This window comes from Kluyvera genomosp. 3 (assembly GCF_011765685.1).
In the GTDB taxonomy this organism is placed as follows: domain Bacteria; phylum Pseudomonadota; class Gammaproteobacteria; order Enterobacterales; family Enterobacteriaceae; genus Kluyvera; species Kluyvera georgiana_A.
In genome coordinates, this window is record NZ_CP050321.1 from 1,630,784 (window position 1) to 1,643,478 (window position 12,695).

Consider the following 12,695-nt stretch of genomic DNA (forward strand, 5'->3'; position numbering starts at 1 on the left):
ATCAGCATTGCAGGTGCAAGGATGCACCTTATCACTTTTCTATTTTTACCCCGTTCTTTTTGAGGTAGGCGGTGATCAACTTGTCTACTACATCCGTCATTTTCTCACCATTACCCGCACATATCATCTTGAATGCTCTATGCTTTTCCTCAGTTGTATAAACCTGAATCCTAACCTGTTTTTCTGCCTGTTTAGCTACTTCTTTACTCATAATCTAGCCTCCTGATCCGTCGAAATGTCCAAATATCCTACACTCTTTAACTCTAAATCACCATAGAAATAAATGGTTATAACTCTCTTACTTTCGATAAAAGCTATGGGATCGGGCTGGATGCCTAAGCATACAGGGCTGTTATATTATCAATGCTCAGTTGCCTTAACTCGCTACGCTCGTTAGGACGGCAAACAAGTTTGCCTTTACACTGAAAAGAAAAAAGACAAAGAAAACAGAACATCAATAGATATTCCCTCACTATGAGGCGTGGCGTTAGTTGGGTGAGATTGATAACTAATAGGGATCGTTTATATCTGGATAAAGACAGATAGAAACTTATATAAACAGTTGTAATATCTATGTTTGTCCAATCGTGGGCCTCAATTAGTTAGCAGGCTAATTAGGTGGCTAATGAATGTGGGTAATAATAATGATCCTGCTAATTATATACAAATATAACGATTGCCTTTGGCAATTATCTGGGGATTGTACACATTTTCAGGTGTGTATGAGTGATGTAAGTCATTGATATTTATAGTTATATCCCTGTCTCTGAAAGACTGTTGCTAAATCTTGTGGGGGGCTTAGGTGGCATCCTCATAGATACGAATGATAATGCAAATGATAATCACTCCTGTTTACTCCCCTCCCGGCTGTCTGCGACAGCTTTTTACACACCCCCACCTGATAAGAAAAACCCCATTGAGCCTTGCTAATTCTGATCGGTCTACTGGTCAGACTTTTAAAAATAATATCTTTATATTACAACTATTTAATTTAGATTTATGTCTTGTAAACACCTTACAACCCTTAAAAGTATACCCATAACTAACTGGACGGCATTACATGATTTTGCCGCTTACCATAATAAAAATATTGAGGATCAATCATGTCAAAAATCAGAATGCTTACATCTTATGACCTACACGGAGTTAAGGGATCTTCCGATGGTAGGAATGATGTTTCAACTACTGCCCCGGCTCCAGTAGATACCAACACTTATAAAACCTTTACGCTTGTACAGTCTTATCCAGACCCAAGCGATCCTACTAATTTTCTAAAATACACTAAGAAACGTACTCCTTTACCGTCCAATAAGAACGTTATCACTCTTGATTATCTTCATGATGATTCAGGTAGTGCTTTGTATTTTGAGCCTATCGATCTATCCGTTGATCAGGGTAGTACCTTTAACCCTCAGTCAGATAATACAAACGTAGACTTTGTATATTCGGGAGATTCTGCAATTATTCGTAATCTCACACCAAACACGGAGACAGCACAGGGATCAGGCTCCTTTGTACTGGATGGAATCACCTACACCGTTAACTATAAAATCAAAGGTGCTAAGGTGGATGCTCCCAAAGCAGCGGTAGAACTTACAGGCACAGGATTAGTTAAGGTTGATGATACTACCTACACCTTAACCAGACCTTATAAGGCCGCTGATAACATCGCTATCAATCTTCTTACTGACCATACAGCAAACCCTAAGATCGTTGGTACTTTACCATCTAACCTTACTCAAAGGGCTATCACTCATGATGTAGTGCTTTTAGTTGTTCACAATGTAGGCGGTGGAGATGTTCAGATAGATATTGATGGTCAGATTTATACAATCAAGATCAATATTATTATCACTGCTTAATCAGTGAGATGTAGAACATCTATTACAGAGCCTATCGGCTCAGAAGGATCAGGGATGCCATACAAACCACGGGAACCAGAATTTTTTAAAAGTGGGGTTGGGTACATTTGGAAGGATTGCAAGAAATGCGGCTATAAGTCTGCTTATGCGTCTAATGGTAAATGCCCCGCTTGCAAATCAGAAGCTAATAGAAAATACAGGAAACGGAAGGTAATCAATGAATCAGGTTTTCCGACAGTGTGATCCCTGCAAGCATTGCGGAGATACACGGAAGTATGTCAAATCGGGAGCTTGCCCCACTTGTAAGAAGATTCACCAGAGAGCCTACAGGGAACGCCAGAGAGCAGCGCGGGTTAAAAATAATCTCCCACAACAGCAAATCACAGAAAACCCGCCAGAGTGCTTAAAATCGGCCTTAAAATCGATCTTTCAGCGGCTTTTCTGCTTTCCTCTCAAATCATCCAGATTAATTGTCTATTGGTTGTAAATATAGATAGTCCTGTTTTGTATAACCCTTTTATGAGGAACAGGAAAAGGGAAAAGAAACAGGATGTTAAGCAAGGATGCTTTAGAAGAGATTCTAAATAAGGCTGGTTTTGGTAGGGAGAAGTTTAAAAATAGTTATTATTCAACTACCTATAATAATACCGCCGAAATTAAAAAAGACCTTACAGCGATTCCAGACGGAAGGAACCCCAAAGGGGCAGGGAGAAAGCCAAAGATGGTAAAGAATCCATACATTCAAGAGTTTATCAATCTGGTAGGTGATCGCCTCCCTCAGTGGCTGGATGATGTGATCTACGGGGCCGGAACTCACCACGAAAGCGGTAATACTCGCATCCCATTGCGCACACTCCGCACCCTCTTGCAGTCTCAGGAAGAATTTACAGTTGAAGGGATCAAAGAGTCTCTTAACAGACGCAGCGCCATAGATGGGCGTTCAGTTGGTGATCGGTATGCTCGATCAGTGTTATGCAGCTTAGAGAGTGCAATCAAGAGCATTGAATATCACTTAGAACGGGGTAAGAGCTTTCACTCTTATAATACCGCCGAAATTAAAACAGGGGTTTGAGCTATGACTATTGATGACCTGCCACTATGTGATCAGCGTATACAGGAGATTCTTAAAGCATTCAGTGCTACCCGGTCAGAGTTTAAAGAAAGACACCCTACCTTACTCAGATTTATGGATCTCCATGACTTCCGGTTAACCGTGGAAGGTACAACAGATCTAAACCTCTACGAAATAACACTTTATGTTAAGAGTGAACCATCAATGAATCTTGTGTTTACTGTTAACTACAATGAATTGAATAACTTACAAAAATTCTTACAGCTACGTTTTCAAATGGCAGATGAATTTTTTAAGGAACATGCCTCTGAATCTCAGCGGCAAGTTTTCCTATACGACGAAATTACAGAATTTTGATTCTTCTTTTCTCAGTGTACCTACTACCTTTCCTGAATATCGGGAGGCGGTAAAACGTTAATTTATATGGAGATAACATAATGTTTAATAACGTAAAGTATGAATGCTTTAGCCAATATGTAATTTTGAACAATGCACGGGTAAGCGCCTTAGCAGACCGTGTAGAAGCACTGGAAGAAATCGCCGCAGAATATGAGGCTGAACGCTACGAAGAAACTCACGAAGCTATGACCGTGGCAGAAGCCAAAGCAGGTAAAGAAAAACACTATGTTAATGGTGAGGGCTTAACCCCCGCACAGGTGGCGACTCTTAACGAATATGCAAAAGCACAGCCAGCCCCGGCAAGTATCACGGGTAATCGTGATCAATTTGATGCAAATGATGCAGCCTACAGCGCAGGTTTTGCAGATGGTGAAGCTAAAGAAAAACAACGGTTTGATGATTTTATTACAAAAACAAGCAATGAGATTAAAAATATTCTTAAAATCAAGAATCTAACCTCACTGGAAGGGGAGATCGCATAATGTTGAAAGCAGAACTAGAGCAGGAAGTAAAGCGCCTACGTGCAATCCTCGATAACCCGCAAGAGTGCTTTAAAAGTCTCTCCCCGGAAACGAAAACAGAGATTGATAACATTTTCAATACTCACTACAACCCTGATCGACCTGCTACCCGCTTTGCGGCTATCGGTGAGATCGCGGCCTATGTTATCCGGGAGGCTTGCCAGTGAGAAAGGTAGTACCGCCCCCGCATGAATCTTTGAAAGAACTACTTTTCTATAAAGATGGCGCTCTCTACTGGACAGATGAAGCCCTAGAAGCAAACAAAAAACGCAAACCCGGCCCTATTGGATGCTTTAACAAGACTAACGGTTATCTTTTCACTCAGTACCGCCACCCTGATTACGATTATCAGCGTTTTATCTATGGCATTAGTAGCCTAGTTTATTGGGTTGTTAAGGGTGAATGGCCCCCGATGTTGGATCACATTGATGGTAATCGGCTTAACAATGATATTGATAACCTAAGACCCGCTACTTTTTCCGAAAACATGCGGAACCGCAGATCCTCCACTTCCAGCAATTGCCCTTATGTGGGCGTACATCGCCGCAAAAGGGGCTACAGGCTCACTATCTCGATTGAGGGTAAGCAATACACCAAAGACGGCTACAAGACCGCAGAGGCCGCAGCATTAGCCCGTGATGTGTTGGCTAATCTCTTTTATGGTGATTTTGCCTCTTACAATTTCCTTGATAAGCCCGGTTTAGTGGTAGGTGGTATCACAATTTAAAAGAAACAGCGCCCCGGCTCCCCCAGCTGGGGCCAAAATGATCAGGGATGATATAGAAATGAAATACAAAGATCTTTTCATGAGGCTTTACTATCTGGACGAAACAAGCCCAACGGGGCTTAGAAAGGCATGGAACAATCAGCCAGCCGGGATCAAACAGAAAACCAAATCAGCTAACGGCTATATGTGGGTTATTCCTGATTGGTTCCGTTTCGACGATGGAACACGGAAGCAAGTAAAATATGATTTAGCCGCTTGTGTCTATGAAATGGCAACAGGCCGCGAACTCAAGAAAAATGAAACTATTTACTATTTGGATGTAAATAAAGACAACCTAAATCCGGTAAATATGTTCGTTGGCATTAAAGACCCACGGAAGCTAAAACAACATAAGCAAGTAGCTTTTGATAACTTCCGTAATGTGATTTTGCCTAAAACTAATCCTGATTACTTCAAAGATCCAAAAGACTGGACAGACCCGGAAGCCCTCGCAATGCTTGAGGAAGAAAAGCGCAAACGCGCAACGGGTGAGAGTAAGCCACCTGTACCCAATGTAGGGAGGCCGCGCAAATGGATTTGATTGATAAGGAATTTTTAGAATTATTTCTTGCCGTTGCAAAGATTTACTTTGAAACAGGCGGCACGATTCAGAACACTTAACGAAGTGTAAACCCTTAATTTTAATCTAATTACACTACTACCGATTAAAGCCGATAGGGATTTTATTCAAGGAATGGCCCGTATTACAGAGCGGGCCGCCTTTCTCACTTTGTTATCAAAGAACAGCAGAGCAATTTAAACACCTATCCTCTAGACAAGGTATAAAACGTTTAATCTTGCTTGATCCCGGTCTTGATACCTTCACCGCCTCCACCCCTTACCCGCCAGTAAGGAGCCGCCACCCAAAATAAGAGCGGCTAAAAAAGGAAGGTGTAGCGCTATCGGGGCCGGGTGTGCTGTAAGGGTTGGCCTACTCCATAGGCATTAACGGCGGTAAGTGGCTCTATGCGCCCTCTCAGGAGGTTGAGCCACTACCGTTAACCCGTTCCCACAGGGAACACTAACGCTAATGCGTTAAGCCCTTACACACAGCTAAATGAATGCCCCAAAGAGGGCAGCGGAAGCGCTACGGCGCTCCGCTTCAATTCTCGAAATGTAGACCACACACAAAACCCCCGTTTCTAAATCTCTCCACGTTGCAGACCGTGAAGGGAGGCAAGGATCGGGGGTTTTTTGTTTTTCACCTAAAGGAAAGTAAACGTATGGAAATGATCACAGAGCGTAGAGCCTTTATTCCCGGACAAGGGCCGGGTAGAACCCCCGGAACACCTAACCGGACAACAAGAGAACGCACAGAGCTTTTTAGACAAAAACTGGATAAAGAAAATTTATTTTTCCGTGCTGTAGATCTGGCAGTGAAGAAATTAGAGGAAGCAGAAAACGACCTTTCAAAAGTGAAACTTGATTCTATCGTTAACCTGATCGTTAAGTTTGCTCCTTACTATATTCAGAACATCGCCACGGAAGAAATCGCAGAGCAGCTAGCAACTATTGCCAGCCCGGAAGATGCTAAACGTGTTGCCGCTGATATGGTGGCTCAATTGCGAGTAGTGCGCTAATCATGGATGACTTAGCAGCACTGGAGGCAATAACCCCCGAAATGCTGTTAAGTATGCCTCCCGATGAACAAACAGCATTTATTACCCGCTTTTACGATTACATCAACTACCGCAAATATAACAAACTTGATTTTATCAAGCCCTTTGAATATCAAAAAGAATTTATGAACCTAAGCACTAAATATAGTAGCAGGTTTTTAAGGGCAGGTAATCGCGTAGGTAAGACAGTTTGCGGAACGTTAGAACTAACATACCACATAACAGGCTTATATCCTGAATGGTGGAAAGGGAAACGCATAGAGGGATCAGGCCGTCTATTCTGGTGTATCGGGGTAGACTTAAAATCTGTCCGAGACATTCAGCAAAAACATTTACTAGGTACATCGAATGCTACCTTAGTTGAGGAAATAGGCACAGGAACGATCCCCCGTAAATGTATAGAACTTAACAAAGGCTTTGAACGCGACGGAGCGCAGGTTATTAAATGCCGTATCAGGCATGTAGACGGCGGATTAAATGAGCTTGCTTTCTTCTCATCCAGCGATGAGGGAGCCGGGCTTATGGGCCGCGAGGTAAGTTTTTGCGCTTTAGACGAAGAGTCGCCCTATTCACTTTCTATCTATTCTCAGTGCCTAGCACGTACTACAAATGCTTTGGGGGTTGGTAATGATGGTTTGATTATCATCACAGCAACACCAGAGGAAGGGAACACCCCACTAAACCAGTTATTCGAAAAAGATAAAAATGAAACAATTTTACTTTACCCGATCACCTGGTTTGATGTGCCTGAAAGATTCCCGCCTGATCAGATAGAGAAACAGTTAGCAAAATATCCCGAATGGCAAAGGGATATGCGATCTAAAGGTTTGCCGTGTGTAGGTAAAGGCGCTGTTTTCCCGTTTGCTGATAGTGATGTAGAGATACATGATTTTGATATTAATCCCGCTCCACACTGGAGAGCCTTACTAGCATGTGATTTAGGCCATGTTAATGATCCTAGTGTGATTGTTCTCTCTTACTATGACCCGGACACACAAACCTACATCGTAGCTAAGGAATGGGTATTAGATGAATCAGAGGAAGCCAGAAGCGCCAGAGGCATAGCACAAGTAATTTTAAATTCTCCTTATCGGCATGTGCCTTTACAAGTGCCTGTAGATGGTGGGAGAAATTCAGAAGCAACAGAGGCAGTAGCTAAATTACTTATGCAATATGGGGTAAATGTTATCCCAAGTACATTTAGAAACCCCTCAGAATATGAACTTGATTTTGAATATCACAAAAAAGGTAGGAACCCCCGCCAAATAGAGCCGGGTTTAGCCATTATGCGAGACTTAGTAAGCAAAGGACAGCTTAAAGTTTCTAATGCTTGTGGTGAATGGTTCAAAGAAAAGCATGTGTATTCATATAAATACAACGAAAGAACCCAAACGCTAGGTTATGCAGGTGCTGATCACGTTATCGACGCAAGCCGATACGCAGTTATGAGCCTGATAGATGGTAAAGGCTGTTTTGTTCACGATATGCACGGGATAAACAGCGGAACTTATAGCGCTTTGGAATTAAACCTATAACACCACTCCACCGAAACGGGGAGAAGGGAAGGAACCCTATTACATGAAATTATCAAAAGCTAAAGAGGATTTGATTTTAACTCAAGTCCTCCATGATTTTAGTCGCACGGAAGATGATCACGCTACCGCACTTGAACGCAATAACAAAAGTTATTTGTTTTACACTGCCAAACTTCCTAAAGCCTCAATTGAGGAGGAAACAGGTTTAATCACTTCTGATTATGTAGAGCCTGTAATGTATCAGTATGTTAAAGAGGCATTGCCGCAGCTACTGGACAGCTTTACAGAAGATGATCAACTAGCGGTAGTGTTTCGCTCAGGTGGTGCTTTTAAAAATCAGCAGATTGAAACACTTATCACTGATAACGTGAATAAAATCTTTCTCCGTGATAATCCCGGATATGAGCTATTAGAAACCCTGATTAAGCAAACGCTGATTACTGGTGATAGCTATGCAAAATGTTTCATTGATGAAAGCACACAACACGAACAAGCAACCTCAGAAGATTGGATCGAAGTTTCCGAGCTTATGAGCCAGTTAGCGGAAGGTTGGGAAATTGATTTACCCGCTGATTTTGCAGATAAGAAAACTGGTGATATTAAAGGCTTTAAATGGAAGAAAACCACACAACCCACAATTGACCCCCAGACGGGCCAGAAAACAGCGGTTGATGTTTGGCTAATCCGTGGTGATATTCCACTTATTAAGATTGATCGTAAGTTAGTTATTGAGGCTGTAGAGGCCGCTGATATTTGGGTAGATACCCGTAATGGTTCAGATTTCACGAAAGTTAGGTATCTTTGCCACCGTGTAAAATCAACGGTAGGGGATGCAGAGCTTAGAGGGTATGACCCGGAGAAACTTAAACGCGCAGCAGATAACGAACAAGAAAACGTATTACCTACGCTGTATTTTTCCGATCCTTTCAGTGGCACAGATTCAGATTTTAAAAGTGAAAGCACAGACCCGAAAGAGAAACTAATAGATATTCTTGAGCATTATTGCTATAGCTCTCAGCTTAATAGCAAAGGTGAAACTCGCCTCTATCAGATCACTACTACCCGTAGTGAATTGCTTAATGTTGAGGAAGTTAGCCGTATTCCATTTGTTCACGGGCAATGTGAAACACTGCTAGGCAGCTACTACGGACGTAGTTTTTATGACGTTGCAGCCCCTTACCAAAAGCATATTTCTAATTTGATTCGTATGCAGATGCAGATCGCTAAAATGAGTGCATGGCCTGCTTATCAGGTGGCAGATAGAAGCCTTAAACGTGAAAGCCTGTTAAATGCACACCGACCGGGCGCAATTATTGAAGTTAGTCAGATTGGCGCGGTTATGCCGTTTGAACGTCATCAATTAACAGATACTTTCTACCGTGCTAAAGATGATCTATTACAGAGCGCTCAGGCTTCATTATCAAGCCGGAACGGTTCAACAGATTTTAGCAATGGTGTAGATCGTACTTCCGCTAAAACAGTGGCGTTAGGTGTTTATCAGGAAGGTTTAGACGGCAACACGCTATCTAAGAATATTGCCCGTACACTCATTAGCCCACTGTATAGCCTGATTTATCAGACTATCCGTGATGAAGGTTTCCCACTGGAAGGGCCGGACGGTCAGCCAGTAGAAGGGATCGCCTTACCGCCTGTAGGTGATTTTGTAGTAGACATTAACACCAGTGCAGACGATTTAGCGCAGGTTAACCAGATTACACAGCTTGCTACCTTTGGCGCTCAGATCTCACAAGCTAATATGCCGTTTATTACTCCGCAGAACGTTTACGAAATGCTTAAAACAATGTGTAAGCGTATGGATTTAGACCCGGCTATCTATCTGACAGACCCACAGCAGACCCAAGATCAACACGCAGCCGCAGAACAGGCAGAACAAGCCTTTATTGTTTCCGAGTTTAATAAAATTAAATTGGAGCGTGAGAAATTAGCTCTTTCTAAGGATGCAGCAGAGAAAGCGCTGATTGATGCGAAAATCTACGATATTACTAAAAATGGTGAGCATGATCGCACTATCAAGCTACAAGAGAGCTTAACGGCTCAAGCCGCACAAATGGCAGCAAATGCTATTAAGGACACTGAAAACCAAATCAAAGCAGCAGCCGTACAGGTTAAAGCAGATGAGGTAGAAGTAAAACGCAAGGCGGTTAATGGTGAGATCATTCTAGGGGCTGCAAAACATGCTACAGACATCACAGCGCCCACTATCAACGGCGTTAGGTAATGCAGCGGCCCACCTTATGAGTTAATAAGGTGTTGCGAGTTTTTACCATTCTTTAACTTTCGGTGTGCGCCTCGCTTCCGTCTGGAAGTCTAACCACGTTGAAAGCCGCCGAAACCGTAAAAATATAGTTTAAAGGAAGCCGGGAGAATAAGCAACCTCCCCGGCTATCCTTTCCCACTCAGAGGAAGAAAAATCATGCTACCAAACAATGAAAAAATACACAGTGAGGCCGAATTTAAAGCCCTTTGCTCAATGTTCTACCGAGAGTTTGAGAAAGTAGGCGAATATATTCGTGAACACATCTATCTACCTGATATTACAAGTAATCTAACTACATCAGGTAAGCGTGATGCTTGCGTACACAAATATAATAATTTAGCCGAAGTGATCAACATTGTTTCTAATGCCGTTAAAGATACGGCTCCCAAAATTGATATTTAAAAGGAATTTAAAATATGAGCGATATGTATTTTGATACAAGTGATTTTAATTTTATGGATCTGGTTGATGTTGTTGAAACTACACCGGGTGAAATTGAAAAAACTTACACGAAAGCCGCTGATGTTGGCCCCGATGGTGGAAACATTTCTGATGCTTCTGATTTGATGGAGTTTGATTTCTCTCAGGATGAAGATGAACCAGAGCAGGAAGAAACAGATTTTGATCCTAATCAGGATACAAGCGACTTAGTAGATCGTGATGCCGAGCAAGGAGATATTGTTAGCATTATCAACGATCTAGATGAAAATACGCTTTTAGATATTGATGGTAAGGCCATGACTAAAGCGCAGATCAAAGAACTCTCAAAACGAGCGCAGCAGGTAGACGAACAAAGTGATTTTCTGAATCTTGCCGCTACCACTTTTGATCAGGGTAATCAGTGGATTGAATTACAGCTACTAACCAAAGAAACAGCAGTAGATAAGAATATTGCCTATCTGGAGAAATGCTTAAATCACCCTCAAATTACAGGGGATGATTACCGTAATTATCATGATCAACTTAAATCAGCTCGATTGATGAAAAAAGAAATTGAAGCAGACGCGCAGCACATCGCCAATGTTCGTAAGGAACAGCATGAAGCCTTAACCCGCCATCGCTGGACTAATACAGATGCTACCATGCAGAACATGTACCCGGATTGGATGAAATGGCGTAAACAACTAATTGATGATGCGCTAAATCGTGGTATTAAGGCTGATTATATTGAAAAGGCATATGATCCGAACTTTGCACAGATGCTTTTAGAAAGCTATCAGTATCGCCAGAATAAGAAAACCGCTCAAGAGAGAGCGCTTGCTAGTGCTAAGGCCAAAGCAGCACGATCTAACCCAAGTGCAAAAACTACTAAGCAATTAGATGCACGGGATAGAAAAACGGCAGAACTCCAATTACTCAAAAAGAAAATGAGTAAAGGGGAATTGAGCCGTGAAGAACATACAAAACTGTTTAATCACTTAGTTGATTAATCAAATCCCACGAAAGATAAAAGGACTTACAAAGGGCTTTCGTTAATAACGAAAACTAATAAGAGTAAGGAGACTCCCTAATATGGGTGGAGCAGTTAAAAAAATATTGGGCGGCGGTGGTAGCTCAAAATCTACAGTTAAAGAACAAAGTAGCGGAACCGCTAGTAGTTTCTTAATGAATAACACAGATTATAAAAATTACACCAATCAAGCAATTAAAGAAATTGGAAACATTAGCGTTTCACCTCAGCAAATGGCAGAAATGCCAGCCGCTGAACGTGCAGCACTTCAAAACCTGATGACGGGGCAAGATTATAGCCAGTACACCAAAGCACAACAGCTTATGACAAGCGGCGGTGAAAAGCTATTTAATCAGGGGCAGGAGCAGTTAAGCGGGGCTACTGATATTCTTTCGAGATTACAAAATCTCTCACAGGCAGATTATCAGAATATGCTTTCAAGTGAGATGAATAACGATCTTGTTAAGTCTCAGATTGGACAAGCTACCGAAGATATTAATGCTTATGCTCAGAAGCAGGAACACGCATTAGATCAATCTGCTATCGGTTCAGGCAATATTAATAGCTCCCGTGCTGGTGTGGCTCAGGGTGTGATTATAGGCAATGCAGCCAAAGCTATTGGATCTGCTTCCGTGCAATATCGAACCGCAGAGGAACAAAACGCCCAAAACCGCTTAATGTCTTATCTCAATTTGCAAAGCGGTACAGCAAGCCAGCTTGCCAATATTGGACAAAATCAGCAATCAACCGGGCTTAATATGTATGGGCAAGGTATGGGCTATTATGGACAAGGGATCGCCGGAAATCTCCAGAACCAGCAGAACGCAGTAAACGCCGGAAATATGTTGCGTACTTATCAGCAACAGCAATTAGATATTAACCGATATAATCAACAACTTATGAGCGCTCCCTCTTTGGCTCGTTTGGGTTATGCGAATCAGTATCTATTAAATATGGCTGAATTGTCCAAAACCTCTACAGGAACCACAACACAGACTACAAAAACCCCTAGTAGCGGTGGTGGCTTACTTACTCCAATAATGGCTATGGGTGGTATGGCTATGGGTAATAGTGGCATGTTGAATGGTATTTTTGGCAGTACGAAAGATGCAGCCGGGGGATATAGCCAACAACAGCAAGCCGGGGGCGTATTCGGTGGTATGTTCGGGCAAGCGTTAAGCTCATTTTGAGAG

At 42.2% G+C, this 12,695-nt stretch carries 14 protein-coding genes; 13 read left to right on the forward strand and 1 reads right to left on the reverse strand.

What is annotated here, in order from left to right:
- Positions 1 to 31: 31 nt before the first annotated feature.
- Positions 32 to 211, reverse strand: coding sequence for a plasmid partition protein ParG (locus GY169_RS07620; RefSeq protein WP_167575389.1), 180 nt, complete (start codon positions 209 to 211; stop codon positions 32 to 34).
- A gap of 892 nt (positions 212 to 1,103) precedes the next feature.
- Between GY169_RS07620 and GY169_RS07625 the strand changes: the two genes are divergently transcribed.
- The 13 genes from GY169_RS07625 to GY169_RS07685 all read left to right on the forward strand — a co-directional run bounded on the left by GY169_RS07625 (position 1,104) and on the right by GY169_RS07685 (position 12,692).
- A complete protein-coding gene (locus GY169_RS07625) occupies positions 1,104 to 1,862 on the forward strand; it encodes a hypothetical protein (RefSeq protein WP_167575390.1) in 759 nt (252 codons plus the stop codon).
- A gap of 550 nt (positions 1,863 to 2,412) precedes the next feature.
- Complete coding sequence (locus tag GY169_RS07630) at positions 2,413 to 2,934, forward strand: hypothetical protein (RefSeq protein WP_167575391.1); 522 nt, start codon at positions 2,413 to 2,415, stop codon at positions 2,932 to 2,934.
- 3 nt (positions 2,935 to 2,937) lie between these two features.
- A complete protein-coding gene (locus GY169_RS07635; RefSeq protein ID WP_167575392.1) occupies positions 2,938 to 3,291 on the forward strand; it encodes a hypothetical protein in 354 nt (117 codons plus the stop codon).
- A gap of 80 nt (positions 3,292 to 3,371) precedes the next feature.
- Positions 3,372 to 3,815, forward strand: a complete 444-nt coding sequence (locus GY169_RS07640) for a hypothetical protein (protein WP_167575393.1) — start codon at positions 3,372 to 3,374, stop codon at positions 3,813 to 3,815.
- Positions 3,815 to 4,021 (forward strand): hypothetical protein, encoded by a 207-nt coding sequence (locus GY169_RS07645; RefSeq protein ID WP_167575394.1) that lies wholly within the window; start codon positions 3,815 to 3,817, stop codon positions 4,019 to 4,021. Before GY169_RS07640 ends, GY169_RS07645 begins: the two co-directional genes overlap by 1 nt.
- Positions 4,018 to 4,581, forward strand: coding sequence for an HNH endonuclease (locus GY169_RS07650; RefSeq protein WP_167575395.1), 564 nt, complete (start codon positions 4,018 to 4,020; stop codon positions 4,579 to 4,581). The genes GY169_RS07645 and GY169_RS07650 overlap by 4 nt, the downstream gene beginning before the upstream one ends.
- Before the next feature lie 58 nt (positions 4,582 to 4,639).
- Entirely contained in the window at positions 4,640 to 5,161 is a 522-nt protein-coding gene (locus GY169_RS07655; protein ID WP_167575396.1) for a hypothetical protein, read from the forward strand.
- Positions 5,162 to 5,843: 682 nt separating this feature from the next.
- The gene (locus GY169_RS07660; protein WP_167575397.1) at positions 5,844 to 6,200 is read left to right on the forward strand and encodes a hypothetical protein; all 357 of its coding nucleotides are present in this window, start codon (positions 5,844 to 5,846) and stop codon (positions 6,198 to 6,200) included.
- 2 nt (positions 6,201 to 6,202) lie between these two features.
- The gene (locus tag GY169_RS07665) at positions 6,203 to 7,774 is read left to right on the forward strand and encodes a terminase large subunit domain-containing protein (protein WP_167575398.1); all 1,572 of its coding nucleotides are present in this window, start codon (positions 6,203 to 6,205) and stop codon (positions 7,772 to 7,774) included.
- A gap of 43 nt (positions 7,775 to 7,817) precedes the next feature.
- Positions 7,818 to 10,013, forward strand: a complete 2,196-nt coding sequence (locus GY169_RS07670; protein WP_167575399.1) for a hypothetical protein — start codon at positions 7,818 to 7,820, stop codon at positions 10,011 to 10,013.
- A 195-nt stretch (positions 10,014 to 10,208) separates the two neighbouring features.
- Complete coding sequence (locus tag GY169_RS07675) at positions 10,209 to 10,454, forward strand: hypothetical protein (RefSeq protein ID WP_167575400.1); 246 nt, start codon at positions 10,209 to 10,211, stop codon at positions 10,452 to 10,454.
- Between the two features lie 14 nt (positions 10,455 to 10,468).
- Entirely contained in the window at positions 10,469 to 11,482 is a 1,014-nt protein-coding gene (locus GY169_RS07680; protein WP_167575401.1) for a hypothetical protein, read from the forward strand.
- Between the two features lie 82 nt (positions 11,483 to 11,564).
- On the forward strand, positions 11,565 to 12,692 hold the full coding sequence (locus tag GY169_RS07685; RefSeq protein WP_167575402.1) for a hypothetical protein: 1,128 nt from the start codon (positions 11,565 to 11,567) through the stop codon (positions 12,690 to 12,692).
- Positions 12,693 to 12,695: the final 3 nt, after the last annotated feature.

What these genes read in the sequence shown, in the direction of transcription:
- GY169_RS07640 (WP_167575393.1), top strand. Translation starts at nt 3,372, where the DNA reads ATGTTTAATAACGTAAAGTATGAATGCTTTAGCCAATATGTAATTTTG.
- GY169_RS07645 (WP_167575394.1), top strand. Translation starts at nt 3,815, where the DNA reads ATGTTGAAAGCAGAACTAGAGCAGGAAGTAAAGCGCCTACGTGCAATC.
- GY169_RS07635 (WP_167575392.1), top strand. Translation starts at nt 2,938, where the DNA reads ATGACTATTGATGACCTGCCACTATGTGATCAGCGTATACAGGAGATT.
- GY169_RS07685 (WP_167575402.1), top strand. Translation starts at nt 11,565, where the DNA reads ATGGGTGGAGCAGTTAAAAAAATATTGGGCGGCGGTGGTAGCTCAAAA.
- GY169_RS07655 (WP_167575396.1), top strand. Translation starts at nt 4,640, where the DNA reads ATGAAATACAAAGATCTTTTCATGAGGCTTTACTATCTGGACGAAACA.
- GY169_RS07660 (WP_167575397.1), top strand. Translation starts at nt 5,844, where the DNA reads ATGGAAATGATCACAGAGCGTAGAGCCTTTATTCCCGGACAAGGGCCG.
- GY169_RS07665 (WP_167575398.1), top strand. Translation starts at nt 6,203, where the DNA reads ATGGATGACTTAGCAGCACTGGAGGCAATAACCCCCGAAATGCTGTTA.
- GY169_RS07675 (WP_167575400.1), top strand. Translation starts at nt 10,209, where the DNA reads ATGCTACCAAACAATGAAAAAATACACAGTGAGGCCGAATTTAAAGCC.
- GY169_RS07625 (WP_167575390.1), top strand. Translation starts at nt 1,104, where the DNA reads ATGTCAAAAATCAGAATGCTTACATCTTATGACCTACACGGAGTTAAG.
- GY169_RS07620 (WP_167575389.1), bottom strand. Translation starts at nt 211, where the DNA reads ATGAGTAAAGAAGTAGCTAAACAGGCAGAAAAACAGGTTAGGATTCAG.
- GY169_RS07670 (WP_167575399.1), top strand. Translation starts at nt 7,818, where the DNA reads ATGAAATTATCAAAAGCTAAAGAGGATTTGATTTTAACTCAAGTCCTC.
- GY169_RS07630 (WP_167575391.1), top strand. Translation starts at nt 2,413, where the DNA reads ATGTTAAGCAAGGATGCTTTAGAAGAGATTCTAAATAAGGCTGGTTTT.
- GY169_RS07680 (WP_167575401.1), top strand. Translation starts at nt 10,469, where the DNA reads ATGAGCGATATGTATTTTGATACAAGTGATTTTAATTTTATGGATCTG.